Source organism: Pseudalkalibacillus hwajinpoensis, assembly GCF_015234585.1.
GTDB lineage: Bacteria > Bacillota > Bacilli > Bacillales > Guptibacillaceae > Guptibacillus > Guptibacillus hwajinpoensis_B.
Map to the genome: position 1 here is coordinate 309,480 of NZ_JADFCM010000001.1, position 21,285 is coordinate 330,764.

19 protein-coding genes and 1 riboswitch are annotated in these 21,285 nt (G+C 40.6%); of the genes, 16 read left to right on the forward strand and 3 right to left on the reverse strand.

What is annotated here, in order from left to right:
• Nucleotides 1-183: 183 nt before the first annotated feature.
• Nucleotides 184-357, forward strand: coding sequence for a hypothetical protein (locus tag IQ283_RS01570; RefSeq protein ID WP_194218412.1), 174 nt, complete (start codon nt 184-186; stop codon nt 355-357).
• A 72-nt stretch (nt 358-429) separates the two neighbouring features.
• On the opposite strand, the gene IQ283_RS01575 is transcribed toward IQ283_RS01570, so the two are convergent.
• Nucleotides 430-762, reverse strand: coding sequence for a helix-turn-helix domain-containing protein (locus IQ283_RS01575; protein WP_194218413.1), 333 nt, complete (start codon nt 760-762; stop codon nt 430-432).
• Between the two features lie 312 nt (nt 763-1,074).
• Between IQ283_RS01575 and IQ283_RS01580 the strand changes: the two genes are divergently transcribed.
• The 3 genes from IQ283_RS01580 to IQ283_RS24360 are packed head-to-tail and all read left to right on the forward strand — an operon-like array spanning nt 1,075 to nt 1,789.
• Nucleotides 1,075-1,197: an anti-repressor SinI family protein gene (locus IQ283_RS01580; RefSeq protein ID WP_194218414.1), complete on the forward strand. Its 123-nt coding sequence runs from the start codon at nt 1,075-1,077 to the stop codon at nt 1,195-1,197.
• A 12-nt stretch (nt 1,198-1,209) separates the two neighbouring features.
• Nucleotides 1,210-1,473: a hypothetical protein gene (locus IQ283_RS01585; protein WP_194218415.1), complete on the forward strand. Its 264-nt coding sequence runs from the start codon at nt 1,210-1,212 to the stop codon at nt 1,471-1,473.
• Between the two features lie 43 nt (nt 1,474-1,516).
• Nucleotides 1,517-1,789 carry a DUF5658 family protein gene (locus tag IQ283_RS24360; RefSeq protein ID WP_408962573.1) on the forward strand — a complete coding sequence of 91 codons (273 nt, stop codon included), beginning with the start codon at nt 1,517-1,519 and terminating at the stop codon, nt 1,787-1,789.
• 41 nt (nt 1,790-1,830) lie between these two features.
• Here the strand turns inward: IQ283_RS24360 and IQ283_RS01590 are convergent, their stop codons facing one another.
• Together IQ283_RS01590 and IQ283_RS01595 are read right to left on the reverse strand one after the other, a co-directional pair.
• Nucleotides 1,831-2,166: a helix-turn-helix domain-containing protein gene (locus IQ283_RS01590; RefSeq protein ID WP_194218416.1), complete on the reverse strand. Its 336-nt coding sequence runs from the start codon at nt 2,164-2,166 to the stop codon at nt 1,831-1,833.
• A 113-nt stretch (nt 2,167-2,279) separates the two neighbouring features.
• A complete protein-coding gene (locus IQ283_RS01595) occupies nt 2,280-2,399 on the reverse strand; it encodes an anti-repressor SinI family protein (protein ID WP_194218417.1) in 120 nt (39 codons plus the stop codon).
• A 22-nt stretch (nt 2,400-2,421) separates the two neighbouring features.
• Nucleotides 2,422-2,522: riboswitch (cyclic di-GMP riboswitch) on the reverse strand.
• Between the two features lie 213 nt (nt 2,523-2,735).
• Between IQ283_RS01595 and IQ283_RS01600 the strand changes: the two genes are divergently transcribed.
• From IQ283_RS01600 to IQ283_RS01655, 12 genes are all read left to right on the forward strand, one after another.
• A complete protein-coding gene (locus IQ283_RS01600) occupies nt 2,736-3,029 on the forward strand; it encodes a DNA primase (RefSeq protein ID WP_194218418.1) in 294 nt (97 codons plus the stop codon).
• A gap of 155 nt (nt 3,030-3,184) precedes the next feature.
• Nucleotides 3,185-3,823 carry a GntR family transcriptional regulator gene (locus IQ283_RS01605; protein ID WP_194218419.1) on the forward strand — a complete coding sequence of 213 codons (639 nt, stop codon included), beginning with the start codon at nt 3,185-3,187 and terminating at the stop codon, nt 3,821-3,823.
• A 316-nt stretch (nt 3,824-4,139) separates the two neighbouring features.
• Nucleotides 4,140-5,162: a TRAP transporter substrate-binding protein gene (locus tag IQ283_RS01610; RefSeq protein WP_194218420.1), complete on the forward strand. Its 1,023-nt coding sequence runs from the start codon at nt 4,140-4,142 to the stop codon at nt 5,160-5,162.
• Nucleotides 5,163-5,229: 67 nt separating this feature from the next.
• Entirely contained in the window at nt 5,230-5,700 is a 471-nt protein-coding gene (locus IQ283_RS01615; RefSeq protein WP_194218421.1) for a TRAP transporter small permease, read from the forward strand.
• Nucleotides 5,697-6,977 carry a TRAP transporter large permease gene (locus IQ283_RS01620; RefSeq protein ID WP_194218422.1) on the forward strand — a complete coding sequence of 427 codons (1,281 nt, stop codon included), beginning with the start codon at nt 5,697-5,699 and terminating at the stop codon, nt 6,975-6,977. The genes IQ283_RS01615 and IQ283_RS01620 overlap by 4 nt, the downstream gene beginning before the upstream one ends.
• Before the next feature lie 43 nt (nt 6,978-7,020).
• Nucleotides 7,021-7,782: an SDR family oxidoreductase gene (locus tag IQ283_RS01625; protein ID WP_194218423.1), complete on the forward strand. Its 762-nt coding sequence runs from the start codon at nt 7,021-7,023 to the stop codon at nt 7,780-7,782.
• Between the two features lie 148 nt (nt 7,783-7,930).
• Nucleotides 7,931-8,698 carry an SDR family oxidoreductase gene (locus IQ283_RS01630; RefSeq protein ID WP_194218424.1) on the forward strand — a complete coding sequence of 256 codons (768 nt, stop codon included), beginning with the start codon at nt 7,931-7,933 and terminating at the stop codon, nt 8,696-8,698.
• 71 nt (nt 8,699-8,769) lie between these two features.
• A complete protein-coding gene (gene gloA2 / locus IQ283_RS01635; protein ID WP_194218425.1) occupies nt 8,770-9,156 on the forward strand; it encodes an SMU1112c/YaeR family gloxylase I-like metalloprotein in 387 nt (128 codons plus the stop codon).
• 178 nt (nt 9,157-9,334) lie between these two features.
• A complete protein-coding gene (locus IQ283_RS01640) occupies nt 9,335-14,848 on the forward strand; it encodes an alpha amylase N-terminal ig-like domain-containing protein (RefSeq protein WP_194218426.1) in 5,514 nt (1,837 codons plus the stop codon).
• A gap of 350 nt (nt 14,849-15,198) precedes the next feature.
• Nucleotides 15,199-15,816 (forward strand): transposase, encoded by a 618-nt coding sequence (locus tag IQ283_RS01645; protein ID WP_242057211.1) that lies wholly within the window; start codon nt 15,199-15,201, stop codon nt 15,814-15,816.
• Nucleotides 15,817-15,868: 52 nt separating this feature from the next.
• On the forward strand, nt 15,869-16,747 hold the full coding sequence (locus IQ283_RS01650; RefSeq protein WP_194218427.1) for a DNA-processing protein DprA: 879 nt from the start codon (nt 15,869-15,871) through the stop codon (nt 16,745-16,747).
• Between the two features lie 521 nt (nt 16,748-17,268).
• Nucleotides 17,269-21,249 (forward strand): cell wall-binding repeat-containing protein, encoded by a 3,981-nt coding sequence (locus tag IQ283_RS01655; RefSeq protein WP_242057212.1) that lies wholly within the window; start codon nt 17,269-17,271, stop codon nt 21,247-21,249.
• The last annotated feature ends 36 nt before the right edge of the window (nt 21,250-21,285 follow it).

A 21,285-nucleotide genomic window follows, 5' to 3' on the forward strand; every position in this document is an offset into this window, starting at 1 on the left:
GGATTTTTTTTGGAGTGTGAAGTTCATTTTAGAAGAGACTTGATTATGACTCAAATGTTGATGTAATGTTAAACGATCATAGAGACTATGTAAATTCCGACAAATCCCCTTTTTTACCTGCTATGATTTACTCAACCGCTTCATAGCGGTAAAACTTATCGAGTTCAGGGAGGAATTTTGGAAATGAATAACAAGAAATTCATGCTCAAAATTGCAACTTCGTTAGTAGCTGTTATGTTAATCACAGCGTGTAACAGCGGTGAAAATGATTCTGAGAACGGCAATAACTCTATGAACAATGGAAGCAACACCGAAGAGCCAGCGCCTAACGAAAACTCTGAGAACTCTGCTGAATAAGAACTTTCTCTCCTGTCCTTCGTGGACAGGAGTTTCTGATTTCAAGAGAAAATTCGTTTGTAAGCAGTTGATTTATTCATTATTACCATGATGAAGTTGCCACTTTTTAAACTCTAAATAGTCAGCGAAATCTTTTTTTGTAATACCTGAGCGCATCGCTTCTTCGATTAATTCTTTCCATTCAGTGTCGAGTGCCGGCTCTTCGTGATCTTCTTCTAATATGAACACTTCCATAGGAACCTTTAATTCTCCCGCTATTTTCTCAAGAAATTGAATAGAAGGATTAGCCTGTTGATTTCGTTCAATCGAACTTAAATAAGACTTGGCAACCCCTGCCCGTTTAGCGAGTTCAGTTAAAGACAGTCCCATACGATTCCGATAAAGTTTAATTTTTTCCCCTATCATCCCTTTACCTCGACTTTATCATTATTTATTGTGTTAATTTTATCAAGAACAATTTGTTCTGTAAACAGAACAAATGTCGTGTTTTTATATTGATCTTCTAAAAGTCTCGTTGAACAAAATAATTAAAATTTAAGAACGAGAGAGTATTTGGTAGTATATAGAAGATTATATGCTAATAACAGTCCAATACAAAGAATTTTCAGTCTTTTTAATCTTCCAAAATAAGACTATATTAGATGTACATTCTAAATAAAGAACAAAACGTTCTTTATTAATGTCGTTTATTGCTGAATTATATAAGGGGGATGGGGAATGAAAACGTATACTGACGAAAAATTGGATCAGGAATGGGTGACCCTTATTTCAATTGCAAGAAGCATGGGATTATCTAAGGAGGAAGTGAAGGATTTTCTAATCAATTCCTCAAAAAAGTAAGGAGGAATGATGGTGATCAAGTTAGGGGAAGGGACTTTTGTCTCTTATATTTTAGGGAAAAGGATTAAAATCATTGCGGTTGATAAACTGGTCGCCAAGCTCTACATCAATGACGAATATAAAGGGAAGTGCGATTTATCTTTTATTCTAGAGAAAATCCACGGACTTGAAAATAAAGAACAAGACATCAAGGGAATAATCCGAGATGAACAGAAAATGTACGATGAACTTAGGGAGATTATACAAAACCAAAATATTTCATCTCATTATGAATAAAGGGACAACGTAGGAGAAGTTTTTTGTTATTTATTTAGCATGTATTAACACTCTTGATGGATTTATCACATATTGGGGAATTCAAAATGGATGGATCGGAGAAGTGAATCCACTAATGCGAGCGCTATTTCAAATGGATCCACTTGTTTTCCAAATGTATAAAATAGGTTTGTCTATTTTTCTGATCGTCTTACTTTTAAAATTTCATCACTTAAAATCCGTTTTAATACGGATTTTATTAATCGTGGCTTCAACAATATATTCTTTCATATTGTGTATCCACGGCTATTGGGTATATATACTGTTACCCAAATAGATAAGAGCCTACTGGAAGATGTCGGCTCTTAAAAAAACAATTTATTGATCAGACCCCTGTTTGGCCCGCCACTTATTAAACTCCAGAAACTCCCTGAACTGGTCCTTGCTTATACCAGACTCCATCGCTTCTTTAACGATCTTTTTCCATTCCGAGTCTAACTCACTCTGATGAATAGGATCATCTCCCTGAAGTAGTACCTCTACCGAAACATCAAGAACATTAGATATTTTATCTAGGAATTGGATAGAGGGATTTGATTGTATATTTCGTTCAATTGAACTCAGATATGACTTGGCCACATTCGCGCGTTCCGCTAATTCTGAAAGAGATAACCCTTTGCGTAAACGATACTTCTTTACTTCTTCACCTATCACGTGTATCCCTCCGATGCTTCGACAAAATTCTTTGATTGTATGTAATTATACCAGTATGTTATTGTTCCGTAAATAGAACGAAAGCGGCATCCGTTCTGCCGCTTTCGTTCAGGTTACATTCCTTCATTTTTGAGAAACGCTTTGATTTCAGAAATTTTGATGCCCAATTCCTTTGCTTCTTTCATTAGTTTAATCCATTCCTCGTCAAGATTTTCTTCTGTATGTACGCCCATGTAACTCCTCCTTAAACTCTTTCCAGGTAGTTCAGCCATCATAGAAGCCTTCTCAGAAGAAGCTTCCTTAGATCTGTTTACTTTGCGCCCACTTTTTTTCAAAAATGGTTGCCCTTTTCTGGAGGATACTTTGTACGATCCATCATATATTTATGAAAATCCTACTATCATAATAGGCCATTAAACCTACGAAATGTGTTGTAATTTGTAAAAAATATCAAAAATATATGACTTTTTTTGTAAATAAATAGCTTTTTTTAAATTTGTTGTTAGGAAAATACATACATCCACTAGCGATGGTCAAAATAGGACTATTACAACGTTGGAGGTTTTTCTATGAAAAAGTGGATGTTGTTACTGATGACGATGTTTCTTTCCCTGAGTATTGCGGCTTGTTCGAATGCAAATGAAGAAGAAGGGCCGGTAGAAGATCCCGAGATGCAAGAAGATACACCAGAAGATGAAGAGAATGTTAACGAAGATGATGGAACGATTGATCAGGAAGACGATGATACAATGAATAAGGATGGTTCAGAAGAAGGCGATAAAGATGAAGATGGTAACATGGATGAAGGGGATATGGACGATACAGAGCAAAAATCAAATGATGAAACTGAAAACCAGCAATAGGGACCTTAACGGGTCTCTTTTTTTAAATTCTCTTATATTGATGTTTCAAATTATATATAATGATATTATATATAATTTGAAACATTATTTATAAACATTTTTTTATTCATTACAATGTAAAAGCTTATAATACTATTCGAAAAGGGTTGGGGAAAATGGAAGAACAAAAATCAAGTAAACAGTCGTTAGTTTCCTTAAAGGATAAAGTTAAACAAAAATTAAGAGATGAGATTATTTTAAACAATTTAAAACCTGGAGATCGAATAGTGGAAACAGAAGTAGCAAAGAAGTTTGGAATAAGCCAGGTTCCTGTTCGAGAGGCCTTAAGAGGATTAGAAGAAGAAGGGCTTATTCGCACGGTTAAGTATAAAGGAGCTTTCGTCACTGAAATTAATAAGGTGGAAATGTACCATATATTTTCAATGAGAGCAGAAATTGAAACAAATGCATTAGAAATTATTTTACCTAAGTTGAGAAAAAGAGATATAGGAGAACTTTATGACATTGTGGATCGAATGAAGTTCGGTAAGCCGGAATATTTATTGCAATCTGATTTAGATATGGAGTTTCACCGAACCATTATTCAATGGTCCAAAATAGAAGTCTACACTAGAATATGGAATATGCTAACTGGACATATCAGGAGGTATATTACAGCGCTCAATCCTAAAGTTCAAATCCGTCCTGATGAAGTATATAAATATCATTTAGATCTGGTGAGATTAATGGAAAAAGGTGATGTAGAAGAAGTCCAGGAAGCGTTTAGAGAACATATTATGAAGATGGTGAAATAAGAACACAGAAGAAATCATATAAAAGCAAACAAATATAATAGAGGAATATATATAGAATGCAATTTTATATATAATCTCTAGACATGCCGTTAAACATTATATATAATCAATATATATTATATATAATGTTTAACGGATTTTTTATTGTTTCAGTAAGTAAAGGTTATGACATAAGCAGAATATTCTATTTTTTGTAAGCGTTAACATGCTTGCGAGATAAAAGTAAATCAACAAAGGGATAAGGTTTTGAAATTTGGTAGCTACAGTAATTGACCATTGCTGTTTTATACAATTCTATTTACCTGGAGGGAAAAAGATGGGGAGAAAGTTTAAGGGTATTTCAATTTTCTTGTTAACAGTCATTCTTACGATCAGTCTAACGGGGTGCGGTGCGAGTGAAAGCAGCACGTCAGCTGGGGATGGAGAAACTATTACGCTTAAGTTAGGACACAATCAACCTACTAGCTCCCAATTTCATGCTGGTGCTGAGAAATTTGCAGAATTAGTTGCAGAGAAGACAGATAGTCAAGTGGAGATAGAAGTATACCATGATAGTCAGCTAGGAGATGAGGGTGAGCTGGCAGAGGGCACTAAGATGGGGACAGTGGATATATCTCTAGTTGCTTCAGGTAGCGTTACAAAATATTATCCGCGATATTCTATATTCGATCTTCCGTTTCTTTTTAGAGACGCAGAGCACGTAGATAAGGTTTTGCAAGGAGAAGTTGGACAATTACTTGCGGAAGAGGCTGAAGAAAAGGGTGGCTTTAAAGTCATGAGTTATTGGGAATCAGGGTTCAGACACTTTTTGAATAGTGCTAGACCTATTGAATCTCCTGAAGACCTTGAAGGATTAAAGATTAGAACGCCAGAATGGCCAGTATTGATTTCAACGACAGAAGCTTTGGGGGCAAATCCTGTGCCGATGCCATTTTCTGAATTATACATGGCTTCCCAACATGGTGTAGTGGATGGACAAGAAGGACCAGTATTTGCAATTAAAAGTTCTAAGATGTATGAAGTACAGGATTATATGGTCCTTGATGGCCACACTTATACGTCAATGTTGCTCATAATGAACCCGAAGAAATTCGATAAGCTTCCTGCCGATATTCAAGAAGATTTGTTGGAGGCTGCCAAGGAAGCGGGAGATTATGAAAGAAAATTGATCCGTGATAAGGAAAAGGAAGAGATCAAGTTTCTTGAAGATACTGGAGAGTTACAAATTGAGAAGGACCCTGATAAAGATGCATGGAGGAAATCCGTACAGTCTGTATACGAAGAGTACGGTGAGGATTTTGGAGAAGATTTAATTCAAAAGATAATTGATACAAAATAACACATCTAGGGGCGAATTCATAAGCGCCCCATCTGTTATTTCATTATTACAGTCAGGGGGGAGAAGCTTGAATAAAAGTACCGCAGTAGGTAATCGAATAGAAAGCATTATGGGGAAAGTTATTTTAATTTTAATGTTAGTCCTTGTGATTTTAGTGTTTATGCAGGTCGTTCTCCGATATGTTTTTTCAAGCGGAATGGTGTGGGCGGAAGAGCTCGAAAGATTTATATTTGTGTGGTTAATGTTCTTGGGCATAACGATGGGGATCTATAAACAAAGACATATCGCGATAACATTTGTTGTTGAAAAGATTGAGAAGTATTTTAAGGGAGTGAACCTCATTATTCACATCATTACGGGGGCGTTCTTCTGTATACTAACCTGGCAAGGGACTTTGTTTGTGATTGAAAACTTTTCAGGAACTGCTTCGGTATTGCCTATTGGAATCGGTTATATTTATTCAATTATTCCTCTATCAGGCATTTTTGCGATTATCTTTATTATTCTCATAAACGTTAGAGGGAAGGAGAATTTATGATAGCGCTTTTATTTATTTCGTTTTTTCTACTCCTTATTTTCGGTGTTCCAGTAGGTATTTCTTTAGGTGTAGCATCCATTTTTACAATCTTGTATGAAGGTTCAATTCCGTTATTGGTCGTTCCACAAAAGATGTTTATTTCAATGGATAGTTTTACGTTATTAGCCATTCCTTTCTTTATGCTGACAGGTGTCATTATGGATAAAAGTGGATTAACGCAAAAGCTTGTAAACTTTGCTGACTCGATCATTGGATGGACGAGAGGTGGGATGAGTTATGTAAGTGTTTCCTCGGGTATGCTGATGGGTGGAATATCTGGCTCTGCGCCTGCTGACACGGCTGCTTTAAGCAGTGTTATGACGCCAAGTATGGTGAAAATGGGCTTTCCTGCAAGGTTTGCTGCTGCTCTACAAGCGGCATCTGGTTCAATCGGGATTATCATTCCCCCGAGTATACCAATGGTTGTCTTAGGTGGAATAGCCAGTATTTCAGTTGGAAAACTTTTTCTAGGCGGGATCATCCCAGGGTTACTAATTGGTATCTTGCTTATGGTAGTGTCCGGATTTATTTGTTCGATAAAAAACTATGGATCTTCTGAGAAGAAAAGATTTTCTATTTCTTATTTTATAAAGAGTTTTAGAAAAGCAATCTTACCTCTAATGGCACCAATTATCATTGTTGGAGGAATATTAACCGGGATTTTCACCCCTACAGAGTCTAGCGTTATCGCCGTAGTGTATACGCTCATTCTAGGTTTGGCCGTCTATAAAAGCATAAAATTAAAAGATATGACTGGGATTTTTGTTGAAGCGATTATCAGTTCTGGAAATGTGTTGCTTATCATTGCAGCTTCATCTTTGTTCAGTTGGATTCTTATAAGTCATAATTTCCCGCAGATTTTAAGCAATCTTATTTTGAGTATATCAGATAACCCTATTTTTATTATTTTAGTTATCAATGTCATTTTCATAGTCGGTGGGATGTTTATTGAGGGACTTGCTTTATTGATTATGTTTGTCCCTATTATGTTACCGATCGCTATGAGCGCTGGTATGGATCCTGTTGTTTTTGGTGTGATGATTGTTATTAATATTGCGATTGGCACGCTAACTCCACCAGTAGGAGTATGTTTATTCGTCGCATGTTCATCTTCAGGTGTAAAACTGGACCACGCTATGAAGAGTGCAGTTCCATTTGTAGGAGTTTTATGCGTCGCGCTATTACTTATTGTCTTTTTCCCGACAATTGTTACCTTTATACCTAATTTAATAGAGTAGTGGTTAATAGAAATCGAATAGTATACTAAAAAGGAGAATGGAAATGAGCTTACAGTTGTTTAATCTTAAAGGTAAGGTAGCTGCTATTACAGGAGCTACAAGAGGAATAGGCAAATCAATGGTAGTAGCATTAGCAGAAGCGGGAGCAGACATTGCTCTCCTTCAAAGAAACCCGGAGCAATTAGACATAAAGAATGAAATGGAAACTCTAGGAAGAAAGTGTGTCATTATTCCCTGCGATTTGGAAGATCAAGATCAGGTGAAGGAAGCAATTCCAAATGTCATCAATCATTTCGGTAGAATCGATATTTTGATCAATAATGCTGGAATTCAAAGAAGGTCACCTTCTGTAGACTTTTTAGAATCAGACTGGGACGATGTGATTGATATTAATCTAAAAGCCGTATGGCTTCTGTGCCAGGAAGCTGGTCGATACATGGTGCCTGAAGGATATGGAAAAATTGTGAACCTGGCTTCTTTACTTTCATTTCAAGGGGGGGTTACCGTACCAGCTTATGCGGCCGCTAAAGGTGGGGTGGCTCAGTTAACGAAGGCGCTCTCAAACGAGTGGGCAAAACATAACGTGAATGTGAATGCGATAGTCCCAGGTTATATTGCGACGGATATGAATACGGCAATATTAGAGGATGCTACCCGAAACTCCCAAATACTAGATCGCATTCCAGCAGAGAGATGGGGCGATCCAGAAGACTTTAAAGGGACAATTTTGTATTTAACTTCCGCGGCGTCTGATTATGTACATGGACATCTATTGGCAGTAGATGGAGGATGGTTAGGGAGATAGAATGAAAGAAGCAGAAAAGTGTTCCGTTAATCGATAGTGGATAAACGGAACACTTTTTGTTCGATCAAACAAACTTAGCTTTTTGATAAATATTGGTCTTAAAAAGTTGGATTGCGGGAATAGTCAGAAAAAAAGGAGAGTGTTAAATATGAAGAAGGTAGCCGTTATAACAGGTGGTGGATCTGGCATTGGAGAAGCCGCAGCTAAACGCTTTGCAAAAGAAGGCGTTCGAGTTTGCTTATTTGATTTGAAGGAAAGTCGAGCTGAACAAGTGAAGGAGTCGATCGTAAAAAACGGCGGAGAGGCGTTTGTCCTTGATGTGGATGTGGCCGATGAAGAACGAGTTACATATGGTTTGAAGCAAGTTGTTAAAAAATGGGGACGCATTGATATTCTGTTTAACAATGCAGGAATTAATGGCACACTGAATCCGATTGAAGAAATGAAGGTTGATGAGTGGGATCAGACGATTGAAACAAATTTAAGAAGTACTTTTCTAATGGTGAAACATACAATCCCTTATATGAAAGAAGAAGGAGGGAGTATCATTATTACTAGTTCCATAAATGGCAATCGGACTTTTTCGAACTTTGGTATGTCTGCTTATAGTACTTCAAAAGCAGGACAGGTAGCCTTTATGAAAATGGCTGCTCTTGAACTAGCACAGTATCACATCCGCGTAAACGCTATTTGCCCTGGGGCAATCGAGACGAACATTGATCAAAACACAGACAAAAAAGATAGTGTAGAAGAAATTGAAATTCCAGTAGAATATCCTGAAGGAAGTCATCCGCTTGAGCAAAAACCAGGTTCGCCACAACAGGTGGCAGACGTCGTTTACTTTCTAGCTTCTGATGCATCCAGTCATGTAACAGGGACAGAGATGTATGTAGATGGGGCGGAATCGCTGTTATAATGACTAGCTGCTCGGGTTTCTTATTGACGACGCTCAATTGTCAGCTTATCGTTTAGGTTGAGGTGAAGCAGATGTTTACTAAAGTGCACCATGTTGCAATTATTTGCGGAGATTACGAAAAATCAAAGGAGTTCTATGTAGATACACTCGGTCTTAAGGTTATCGAGGAAACTTACAGAGAAGAACGAAATTCATACAAACTTGATCTTGCCGTCGGAGATCATACGAGAATTGAATTATTTACATTCCCGAATGCGCCAGAGAGACCAAACTATCCTGAAGCAAAGGGACTAAGACATATCGCTTTTGAAGTATTAGACCTTGATAAGACCGTTAATCATCTAACAGAAAGAGGAGTATCTTCTATTGAAGATCTAAGAGTGGATGAGCTCACAATGAAGCGGTTCACCTTTTTCAGTGATCCGGATGGTCTACCGATCGAGCTGTACGAAAAATAATGAAATTTTCTAAAAATAAGTTGATTACTTCCAAATCCTATGGCAAAATAGATCATGAAAGCGTTTGCTTTAATTTGGAACAGTTAGCTTATTTTTTATTTGTAACTGCAAACGGTTTCCTAAAATTTACGGTTTTGTGCAAACGGTTTCACTAATTGTATTTTCAAGGGGGAAAAGGATGAAAAGGGGTAATCGAAGGAGATTTTCACTGTCACTCGTCGTCGTTCTTTTGATTCAAATGCTTGCTGGAGCTATTCCTGGAGCAGTGAAAGCGGCAGCAGTTAGTCCTGTCATAGACGGATCATCAGCTACGTTTATTTATGAAGGAGATGGGAGCGAAGAATCGATCCTTGTTGCAGGTGATTTTACAAATTGGCAGGAAGGGGCACTTCCACTCGAGAAGGTAGATGACGTCTGGGAGTTAACGATAGATGATCTATCCGATGGACTTCATCAGTACAAATTTATCGTGGGAGATGAATGGATGAAAGATCCTTTAAATCCAAATGGTAGCGATAATAGTACCTTTACGATTGGCGAGGTGAAAGACGAACGAATTGTCACCCTTGTCGGCGATTTGCAGGACGAGCTAGGTGCTTCAAAGGAATGGGATCCAACAGCTGAGGAAACAAAGATGGAAGCCATGGGAGGAGGGTTTTATGAATTCTCTGGTGAACTTCCAGCTGGGAGTTATGAATATAAAATAGCGATCAATCAATCTTGGGGAGAGAGCTATGGTGATGGTGGAAACAATCTTAAATTAACAGTGGATGAGAAAACAAAAGTAACGTTTTATTATCATGATGGAACACATGCGATTGCAGATTCAACTACTTACACACCGCTAAAAGAAAAATCACCTAGACTTGTTGGCTCGATCCAGCCTGCCATTGATGCAGGAGCAGAGTGGAGCCCTGATCAGTCAACAGCGCTTCTGACTGATGATCAATTTGATAATGTCTATTCCTTTACGACAAGCGTACCAAAAGGGAATTATGAGTATAAAGTGGTGCTTGGCGATAAATGGGGAGACGATTATCCAGCAGAGAATGCAAAGTTGAACGTCATTGAAAAGGCAGACGTCACGTTCTTTTTCAATGCCGATTCAAAAGAAGTAAGCACAGATTATAGTGCTGAAGGGTCAGATGGTGCAGTAAATAAGGGCAGTCTTCTACATAACTCATGGGAAGAAGCTTATCGTGCTCCGTTTGGTGCTGTGAAAGAAGGAAAGACGGTGACGCTACGTCTAGCAGCAAAGAAAGATGATGTAGCGAAAGCCGACCTCTACATCAAGAATCAAAATACGGGTACAAGCAAGCTAATCTCAATGGAGAAGGCAGCTACAAATGATGGGAAAGATTTTTGGGAAGCGAAAGTAACGCCTGAAGAAAAAGGACTTTACGGCTATAAATTTATCGTGCGTGATGGTTCAGCAAAAGCGGAGTATGGAGAAGATACGAAGCAAGGAGCGGCTGGAAAAGCAGTTGATACGAATGCTGAACTTTATCAATTAACGGTCTTCGATCCAGGATACGAAACGCCAGACTGGATGAAAGAAGCTGTGGTGTATCAAATTTTCCCTGATCGATTTAATAATGGAAATGAAGAAAACGATGATGCAAAGGAAACCGCACGTGGTCATGAACCAATTGAGCACCAGGAGTGGGGAGAGCTTCCCGATAATCCAAGGCTTTCGGACAGTGCAGATTATGATGGAGATAAGATATGGAGTAACGATTTCTTTGGTGGGGATATCGAAGGCATTCAAAAGAAGCTTGATTATATTCAATCCCTTGGTGTAAATACCCTTTATTTAAATCCAATTGCGAAGGCAGCATCAAATCATAAATATGATGCAGCGGATTGGAAAACGATTGATCCAATGTTTGGAACACCTGAGGAATTTAAAGCATTTACCGATGAACTTGAAAAACGTGACATGCACCTGATTATGGATGGCGTATTTAATCATGTTGGGGATGACTCCATCTACTTTGATCGCTATGGTAAGTACGATGTCGTTGGGGCTTATGAATATTGGTCTCGTATTTATGACCTAATGAATAACGAGGGCATGAGTGAAAAAGATGCGAAAGTAGAAGCACGAAAACAGCTTGAAAAAGAAGGCCAAACGTTTAATGACGAATATGGCTTTCATAACTGGTTTAATATCAAAAATGAAAAAGTGAAGGATGAGAATGGGAAGGAACGCTACGACTATCAGGCGTGGTGGGGATATGATTCTCTTCCTGAAATCAAAAGCGTTGAAGGAGACGCAGTTGATTATGATAGTGAGTTAAACAATGAGAAATTCTCTGATTACATTATGTATGACAAAGATTCTGTATCGAAATCATGGTTAACAAATGGGGCTTCCGGATGGCGCCTTGATGTCGCAAATGAAGTCGATATGGAATTCTGGCGTGAGTTCCGTGATGAATTGAAATCTGAAGAAATGGCCGGTGCCGGAGCAACGCTGAAGGATGGGGAAGAGCCGCTGATTCTAGGTGAGATCTGGGATGACGCATCAAAATACTTCCTTGGGGATCAATATGATTCCGTGATGAACTATCGTTTCGAAGGTGCTATTCTTGATTTCTTGAAAAATGGGAATGCAGCAAGTACAGATGAGAAGTTGATGGCAGTACAGGAGGATTACCCTGATGAGGCGTTTCATGCGCTCATGAATTTAATGGGGTCTCATGATACGCCGCGTGCAATCTATGTACTTGGTGGCGGAACTGACACGTATGAACGAGCTGAGTTTGATCCGAATTACGATCACGAGATTGGCGTGCAGCGCTTAAAGCTAGCTGCGGTTCTGCAAATGGGTTACCCAGGTGCCCCAACGATTTATTCCGGTGATGAAGCAGGTGTAACGGGTTCTAAAGACCCTGATGATCGTCGCACGTATCCGTGGGGAGATGAAAATGCAGAGTTAGTAAAGCACTATCAAGCTGCAGGAGCTGTTCGTACTGAAAATGCAGATCTTCTTGCATACGGGAAGCTCACAACCCTGCATGCAGACGGGGATGTCTATGCTTTTGCTCGTACGAATGATGACGGTGCAGCAATCATTGCAGTGAACCGCGGTACCAAGGCGCAAACGATCGAGCTAAATGTGAAGGAAGTTGTGAAAAACAACATTTCATTTACAGATGGACTCGCGAAAGATGACAGCGTAACGGTGAAGGATGGTAAGGTTTCGGTAACGATTCCTGCGATGACTGGCCGCATGCTAATAGCTGATGAAGGTCAGAATTTTGAGCGACCAAAAGCGGCTAGCGATTTGAAAGTTTCTGCTGGAGAAGGAAGAGCAACCCTTTCTTGGACAGGAGATGCAGCGAAATACAAAGTGTATCGCTCAACGCTACAAGGGGCGATGTATGAAGAAGTGAGTGTAACGGAAGATAAGGAACTTACCGTTGATGGATTAACTAATGGCCACTCTTACTTTTTTGCCGTAACGGCGATCGATGAGGATGGCAATGAATCGGTAAAAGTGGAAACGAAGGAACCAACGATTCCGCACATCGAGTGGAAAGAAGGAAAATACGAAATTTCTTCAGTTTCAGTCATTGATGATCAAGTGTTGGATTTATCAAACACTTTCGCAATCGAAGCAAGTGTGAAAATAGATGGTGCAACGGAATCAAGTCTTGCAGAAGGATTAATTGGAAAACTTCAAGTGAAGCGTGACGGTGAGTGGCAAGAGTCTAAAGCGACTTACACGGGACAGGAAGAAGAGGCTAATGGATTTAAAGCGGAATTCCGCCCAATTGAGAAAGGGACGTACGCCTACCGACTAGCTTTTTCAACTGACCGTGGTGCTACGTGGAAAACAACGAATACTGAAGAAGTCACGTTCTCTCAAAATCAGGAGGATACGAAGGCCCCTGCAGATGCTGTGAAGCTTGAAGAGCCGTTAAAGGAATCTGGACAGGTAACATTAAACTGGGCACTTGAAGGAGCAGACACCCCTTACTTATTAGCGGTTGAGCGGGATGGTCAAACGGTTGAACTTCTAGATAATGCAGAAGCGGTGACGTACACCGACTTCGCTGTTGAGAACGGCAAAGCGTACACCTATCGCATCGTAGCGTATGACAAAGCTGGAAATCAAACCGCTTCTAATAAAGTAACGGTAACTCCGGATATTGTGATGGTAGACGTAACATTTAAAGTGCATGCGCCTGACGATACACCGCTTAGCGCAAAAGTAACGATGCCTGGTGATCAAAATGGGTGGAGTACAAGTGCATGGGAAATGTCTCGTAATGGAGCGGTATCACCGGATTGGGAACTACAAAAATCTTTTCCAGAAGGAACGGTCTTAACGTACAAATATGCAAAAGGGGAGTCATGGGATCAGGAAGGACTTGCCGACCATACGCGTAATGATAAGTCTGATGATGACGTCAGCTTCTATGGTTACGGAGCAGAAGGTACAGATCTTAAAGTGACGGTAACTAACCAGGGCAGTAATAAAATGGTTGTACAAGATGAAATTTTCCGTTGGATCGATATGCCCGTTGTCGTAAACTCTCCTGAAAATGGTGCCGTCGTGGAAGGCGATACGGTAACTTTTAAAGGAAATGCGATCAAAGAAGGAAACCTAACAATTAATGGTGAGAAAGTAAAAGTGAATGAAGATATGACGTTCACACATGAAGTAAAGCTAGTAAATGGTGAAAATGAAATACCAATTACAATTGAACCATCTGAAGAAAATAAATCTAAGATTTTCAATAACGATGGTGGAGCGATTGGAAAGAATACGAAGAAATATACGTGGAAAGTAACATCTGATGCTGGTGAAGCGGAATCGAAGGAACCAGTGAGGATATTTGGAGATAATCGCTATGATACAGCTGTTGAGATCTCAAAAGAAGGATGGGACGAAGCGGATACTGTTGTTATTGCACGAGGAGATAACTTTGCAGATGCGCTAGCAGGGGCACCACTCGCGTATAAATTAGATGCACCTATTCTTTTAACGCGTGAAAAGGGGCTTGAGAAATCGGTCATAAGCGAAATTAAGCGCCTTGGTGCGAAGAAAGCGATTATTCTTGGCGGGACATCAGCCGTACCGAAATTTATCGCTTATCAGTTAGAAGGACTCGATTTGAAAGTGAAACGAATTTACGGAGATGATCGTTTCGAAACAGCTGCTAATATCCAGGCGAGTCTTGGTGGCAATCCTGATAAAGCTGTCGTAGCAAGTGGGATGAACTTCCCTGATGCTCTTTCTGCCGCATCTTACGCAGCAGAAAATGGCTATCCGATTTTATTTACGAAACAAGACACTGTTCCAAAAGCAACGGAAGTAGCCCTTCGCAGTGTCGACCAGGCGATCGTCGCTGGTGGTGAAGCAGTGGTTAGTGAGAAAGCGTTCAGCAAGCTACCGGATGCGAAGCGCTATGCAGGTGAAAATCGTTTTGGTACAGCGGCGTCAATAGCAACTGAACTTAACCCATCTCAGCACGTGTTCATCGCAACAGGCATGGACTTTGCTGATGCGTTAACAGGTTCCGTTCTAGCTGCTAAACAAGAGGCGGCGATGCTTCTTGTAAAGCCAGATGAATTGCCTTCTGAAACATCTGAAGCCATGGAAGAACTAAAAGCAGATACGTACACTATTTTAGGTGGAGCCAATGCGGTTAGTGATGATGTGGTGGAGGGAGTGAAGTAGGCAATGCTTACTGGGGTCAGGCTCGCGCCTGACCCCATCAAAAGACAAAAGCTTTGAAAGTGTCCGCCTCAGGTGGACACTTCTTTTAATCCAAATGTCTCTTCAATTGCATTGAACCTATAGTGGGTAAGGGTTGAACGGTAGTAGGTGAATGAGGGGGTTAAGTACGTACCTGTCCTCCTCATTCACGCCTATTACTTCCCCCCTCATTTTCCTTCAAGTGAATTAAAAAATATTTCTGAATAATTTACAAATTAACTATTCCCAAATTCTTGAAAGGTGGTATACTACAATTATTAACCCCGATATGGTAGAAATTCCCCATTTTCCTTACTAAAGGAGCAATTCGAATGGCTCGTAAGAAACGCAATTGGTTCCCTGGTGCTAAGTACCATATTATCTGTCGAGGGAATCGAAAAGGACCACTTTTTGAAGAGCGTATTGATCGTCTGAAGTACTTATTACTTTTAGAACAAGCTCGTCTCGTTTTTCCGTTTCGCCTACACGCATACTGTCTCATGACTAACCATGTGCATCTCTCCATCGAAACCTTCGATCATCCCCCTGGTGAAATCATGAAAGTAATCAACTCCAACTATGCAAGATATTTCAACGACAAATATGAGTACACAGGACATGTCTTTCAAGGTCGCTATTTCGCTGAACTTCTCGATTCGATTGATTATGAAATTGACGTGAGTAAATACATCCACCTTAATCCAGTTAAAGCTCGTATGGTAGTAAAGCCAGCGGACTATATGTGGAGCAGTTATCGTGCGTACATTTCTGATCGCAAGAATCCACACGCTTCCCCAGATTACATACTCTCACTTTTTCAGGAACCTTCCCGGGAAGCTTACCAGCGTTATGTCGAGAATAGTGAACCCTCAACACCACCAGACCTTGTTAAACAATGGCCAGAGCGAAAAGGTAGCAAAGTGTATGTGCTCTCCAAACTTCCAGAGTAACGATGGGAAAAGATCCCGCCATAAAAATTAATCACGAAAGAGAAGTGAACGAATGGAGCGCTGGATCTGGCTAAGTTCGATTCCGCATGTGGGTCCGGTGACACAAAAAAAGCTGTTGACCGCTTTCGGAACTCCTGAACGAGTCTATGATGCCTCTCTCTCTGAACTCCAGAATGTCCGTGGAATCTCTCGCCTTGCACGCGAAGCAATAATGGCTACCCGTTCACTTGAGAAACCAAAGCGCGTTCTCGAACTTGTTCAGCAAAAGGAGATCTGGCTATTACCCCGAGATGACCCGCTTTACCCTGTATATGCAAAAAATGTTCCTGAATCGCCCGTTCTCTTATATTACAAAGGTCATATCAAGCCAAGCTTACCTTCTGTCGCAATAGTTGGTTCCCGTTCTTGTTCTAATCAGGCGCGACGTGCTGCGAAAGAGTTATCCACCAAACTCTCAAGCCTGAACATCCCTGTTATTAGTGGTCTCGCTAAAGGAATCGATCATGCTGCTCACACTGCCTGCCTCGCAAATTGTGGGCAACCGATTGCTTTTGTTGCAAATGGAGTTGATACTTGTTACCCGAAAGAGCACCGCTCGCTCTTCGAAGCAATATCAATTGAAGGCGCTGTCATATCGCAGTATCCACCTGGCACAGTACCTACACCAAAGCAATTTATTCAGCGAAATGCGTTAATCAGTGCGTGGTCAAGTCATGTCGTGATTATGGAAGCTAAAGTGAAAAGTGGTGCTATGACGACAGCTCACTTTGCGCGGAAGCAAGCAAGAAACGTCTCTGTTTTCAATAGCAATGATGCTCGATTTAGGCAGGGGACAAACTGTCTAATGAAGCAAGGTATACGTCCTTATATTGATTTTCATTCAATTGAAAACGAATTAGAAAACCCATATACTCTTGAGTCACCAAACTAGTATACTCCTCGCTAGACTAACGTGTAATGATCCCTCAAGGATCTTCAAGATCATCTCCCCGACTAGAGCATGATGGATCCAACCCATCAGGGAAGAGATGTAAGAAAGAAGAAGATAAACCTGCCTCTTAACCATCCAATCGAGCCATCGATAGGGTGGTTTTTCTTTGTGATCAAAAACTAGTTCTTTAGACTAGTTTTTGAGCAGAAAATGAAAGAGCAAAGAAAAATGAAATCTATCGTTATATATTAATTTCACCGTTTCTTTACAATGCGAAAGATTGAAGAAAGAGTTTTCTAGGAACAATTAGTGTCCCGTGAGCGCGGACAAAAGCAGCGAAAACAGCGGTTTTGTATGTGTAGGGGGTCAGGCTCGCGCCTGACCCCCTACCACAAAATGAAAGCGCCATCTAAATTTAGACAATTTACGCTATTTTTACACATCTGGGTCAAAAGTTATTGTATACTGACAATTGGTGGTATCATCACCAAAATTCGACTACATATCCGGGGGGATGAAATTTGAAACGAAGGTCAACCAGTCGTTTTATTAGCTTTGCGCTAATATTCTCAATGGTTCTTAGCTTTTTCGCGCTTCCTGTTTCTCAGTATGCTTCAGCAGCTGAAGACACATTTCAGGACTTAATCATTTCAGAATACATTGAAGGCGGGAGCTTCAACAAAGCGCTTGAACTTTACAATGGAACAGAAAATGAAATTGATTTAGCAAACTACACTCTTGAACTTTACTCCAATGGGGAGACCACTCCACAATATTCTTTACCATTAGAAGGTAAGCTTGCCGCTGGAGAAGTCTTTGTACTTGCCCACGAAAAATCCAATCAGTCAATTTTAGATCAGGCTGATGTAACAAATCAATCCGTCGTTAATTTTAACGGAAATGATGTTGTTGTCCTCAAAAAAACAGACACTGTTATTGATTCTATTGGCCAAATTGGTTCAGCTGGCGATTTTGCGAAAGATATGACGCTTGTTCGTAAAGGTTCAGTTATATCTGGTGATACAGATACTACTGATGCAGTAGACATTACGAAAGAATGGACTCAATATGCAAAAGACACGACTGACTACCTCGGTGCCCACCAATCTGACGGCACAGCTCCAGACCCAGATCCAGAACCTATCGAACTCTCAACAATCACTGATGCTAGAAAAGTAGCAAACGGTACACAAGTGAAAATAAAAGGCATTGCCACAGCATCCTTTGAAACGGGTGGCCAAACGAACCTGTTTATCCAGGATGACACTGCTGCCATTATTGTGCGTGCTGCAGGCATTACGGCTCAACCAGGTGATGAAGTAACCGTAGAAGGCGGCATGTCAGATTATTATGGCATGCAGCAAGTACAAACTAGTGCCTCTAATGTAGCCATCACAACGGAAGACAAAGGTATCCCGTCCCCTCAGTCACTCATATCCACTGATCTTTCCAAAGATAACGGTGAACAGCATGAAGCTGCATTCACACAATTTAATGATGTCACTGTTAAGTCAGTCGATGGCAATGGTAATTTCACTGCTGAAGACGCTTCAGGTGAATTTGTCATTAAACCAACAAATAAGTCTCTACTTGAAGTAGGTAAAACCTATGAAATTCTTAAAGGTGTTATTGACTACAACTTTAACGAATACAAACTCGTACCTCGAAGCGCAGCTGACGTTATCGAAACAGCTTTCTCAGTAACGGCAAATCCTGCATCAGGATCTGTTATTGAAGGTACGATGGTGAAGCTTGCGACAGCAGAAGAAGGTGCGACGGTTCATTACACAACAGATAGTAGCGAACCGACAGCTGAAAGCACAGAATACACAGCGCCAATTGAACTAACTGAAGATACAACGATTAAAGCCGTAGCAGCCAAAGACAATAAATTAAGTGAAGTCGCCACTTTTGATTACACTGTTTTAAAGTCTGCTGATGGCATTAGCATTCACGATATTCAAGGTTCAGACCACACTTCTCCTTATGAAGGAATGGCTGTTACGAAAATCGCTGGGATCGTTACGGCAAAAGACGGCAATAACGCCTTCTACATGCAAGAAGAAAATCCCGACGATAGCAACGCCACTTCAGAAGGAATCTATGTTTATAAAAGCGGCGGCGCTGGCGTAAATGTTGGCGACAAAGTAGAAGTAGACGGTCAGGTGAAAGAGTATAAAGAAGGTGGTTATAGTGACGCGAAAGACCTTCTAACTACTCAAATTACTGCCTCTTCCATTACAGTTGCTTCTTCCGATAACACATTGCCAGAAGCGATCGTAATCGGAACAGACCGCACGCCTCCAACTGAAATCGTAGAAGATGACGAAATGAAATCTTTTGATCCTGAAACAGATGGATTGGACTTTTATGAAAGTCTTGAAGGAATGCTTATTGAGATTCCGGATGCAAACGTAACAGGGCCGGTGAAATACGATGAGCTTCCTGTATACGTGAACACAAGTGAAGATCAACTTCTTACTCGTGCAAACGGACTGCTGCTTTCAGCAGAAGATCCAAACCCTGAACGTCTCTTAATTGACGTTGATGGTATTGATATTGATGTTAAAACTGGTGATCGTCTCGATGGCTCCGTCACTGGAATTGTGAGCTACGATTACAGTAATTTCAAAATCCGTCCAACGGGCACATTCCCATCCGTGATTGATGGTAAAACAGAACGTGAAGTAACGAAAATGGAGTCATCAGAAGGCGATCTAACTGTTGCTTCTTATAACATTGAAAACTACTATCCTGGTGTTGGGGAAGAGAAAACAGGCAAAATTGCTGAATCGATTGTAAAGAACATGAAAACACCAGATATCGTTGGTTTAGTCGAAGTACAAGATAACAATGGTCCTACAGATGACGGCACGACAAGTGCAAACGAATCTTATGAAGCGATTATTCAAGCGATTGAAGAAGCAGGCGGCCCAACATACAAGTTTACTGAAATCGCACCTGAGGATAAAACAGATGGCGGACAGCCTGGTGGAAATATTCGCGTTGGGTTCATCTATAATCCTGATCGCGTTAATTTCTCTGAGAAGAAATCTGGTGATGCAACAACTTCAGTTGGCGTCGATGAAAACGGACTAACGCTTAATCCTGGACGCATTGATCCAACAAATGAAGCATTTGAAGATTCCCGTAAATCACTTGCAGCTGAGTTTGAATTTAATGGTGAAAAAGTGGTGGTTGTAGCGAACCATTTTAATTCAAAAGGCGGAGATGGCGCACTATTTGGCGCTGAGCATCCTGTTGTATTAGGAAGTGAAGTACAGCGTGTGAAACAGGCGTCCATCTTAAACAATTTCGTAAATGACGTCGTGACGAACATGGATAATGGCAAGGTTGTTGTCCTAGGTGACTTGAATGACTTTGAATTCTCAAAGCCCATTCAAACGCTTGAAGGCGACGTACTAACGAATATGGTCAAAAAGCTTCCAACAGAGCAACGCTACTCCTACAACTATCAAGGAAATGCGCAGGTGCTCGATCATATTCTCGTATCGAACAATCTAGCAAACCGTACGATGATTGATAGCATTAACATTAACTCTGATTTTAGTGAAGCAGATGGCCGCGCAAGTGACCATGATCCAATGCTCGTTAAGATTCAAATGGAAAACAATGTAGATCGTACTTCAGGAGAAACACGTTACGAAACAGCAGTAGAAATTTCGAAAAAAGGATGGGAAAGTGCTGACACAGTAGTGATTGCAAGAGGCGATGAGTTCCCGGATGCACTTGCAGGAGCACCGCTTGCGTACAAATATGATGCACCGATTCTTTTAACTGAACAGAATAAGCTAAATCCAGCTGTGAAGAAAGAAATCGAACGTTTAGGCGCGAAAAAAGCGATCATCCTTGGCGGTACATCAGCGATTTCTTCATACACGGAATATGAACTAAAAGGTCTTGGTCTAAGAGTAGATCGTATCGGAGGAGAAACGCGTTACGAAACAGCTGTGAACATTGCAGCGAAGCTTGATGGGACGCCTGAAAAATCGATTCTGGCGAATGCCTTTAACTTCCCAGATGCCCTATCTGTTGCGTCTTATGCAGCCAAAAATGGCTATCCAATCGTACTAACGGATAACGACAAGCTTCCTGCTGTGTCGAAGAAAATATTAAACACAACAGACGAGCAAATTGTCGTTGGTGGAAAAAGTGCAATCAGTGAAAAAGTTGTAGACAGTCTTTCCAATGCCGTTCGAATTAGCGGAGATGACCGCTATGCAACATCAGCAACGATCGCAACCGCTCTAACACCAGATGCAGACACAGCTATAGTAGCAACAGGAATGAAGTTTGCTGATGCGCTTGCTGGTTCAGTTCTTGCTGCGAAAGAAGATGCAGCGATCCTGCTCGTTAAGAAAGATAAGGTTCCAGAGAAAATTGCTGAAGCCATTAACGAAAATGACATGCACAACTTCCACATCCTTGGTGGCACGAATGCTATTAGCGACGACGTAATGAATGAACTAAAGAACAACTAAAGTGGGAAAAAGGCGGGCATTCTCCGCCTTCTCCTT

Excerpts from the sequence above, each read along its gene's own strand:
- IQ283_RS01570 (WP_194218412.1), top strand. The coding sequence starts at position 184 with ATGAATAACAAGAAATTCATGCTCAAAATTGCAACTTCGTTAGTAGCT.
- IQ283_RS01575 (WP_194218413.1), bottom strand. The coding sequence starts at position 762 with ATGATAGGGGAAAAAATTAAACTTTATCGGAATCGTATGGGACTGTCT.
- IQ283_RS01580 (WP_194218414.1), top strand. The coding sequence starts at position 1,075 with ATGAAAACGTATACTGACGAAAAATTGGATCAGGAATGGGTGACCCTT.
- IQ283_RS01595 (WP_194218417.1), bottom strand. The coding sequence starts at position 2,399 with ATGGGCGTACATACAGAAGAAAATCTTGACGAGGAATGGATTAAACTA.
- IQ283_RS01600 (WP_194218418.1), top strand. The coding sequence starts at position 2,736 with ATGAAAAAGTGGATGTTGTTACTGATGACGATGTTTCTTTCCCTGAGT.
- IQ283_RS01605 (WP_194218419.1), top strand. The coding sequence starts at position 3,185 with ATGGAAGAACAAAAATCAAGTAAACAGTCGTTAGTTTCCTTAAAGGAT.
- IQ283_RS01610 (WP_194218420.1), top strand. The coding sequence starts at position 4,140 with ATGGGGAGAAAGTTTAAGGGTATTTCAATTTTCTTGTTAACAGTCATT.
- IQ283_RS01620 (WP_194218422.1), top strand. The coding sequence starts at position 5,697 with ATGATAGCGCTTTTATTTATTTCGTTTTTTCTACTCCTTATTTTCGGT.
- IQ283_RS01625 (WP_194218423.1), top strand. The coding sequence starts at position 7,021 with ATGAGCTTACAGTTGTTTAATCTTAAAGGTAAGGTAGCTGCTATTACA.
- IQ283_RS01630 (WP_194218424.1), top strand. The coding sequence starts at position 7,931 with ATGAAGAAGGTAGCCGTTATAACAGGTGGTGGATCTGGCATTGGAGAA.
- gloA2 (WP_194218425.1), top strand. The coding sequence starts at position 8,770 with ATGTTTACTAAAGTGCACCATGTTGCAATTATTTGCGGAGATTACGAA.
- IQ283_RS01640 (WP_194218426.1), top strand. The coding sequence starts at position 9,335 with ATGAAAAGGGGTAATCGAAGGAGATTTTCACTGTCACTCGTCGTCGTT.
- IQ283_RS01645 (WP_242057211.1), top strand. The coding sequence starts at position 15,199 with ATGGCTCGTAAGAAACGCAATTGGTTCCCTGGTGCTAAGTACCATATT.
- IQ283_RS01650 (WP_194218427.1), top strand. The coding sequence starts at position 15,869 with ATGGAGCGCTGGATCTGGCTAAGTTCGATTCCGCATGTGGGTCCGGTG.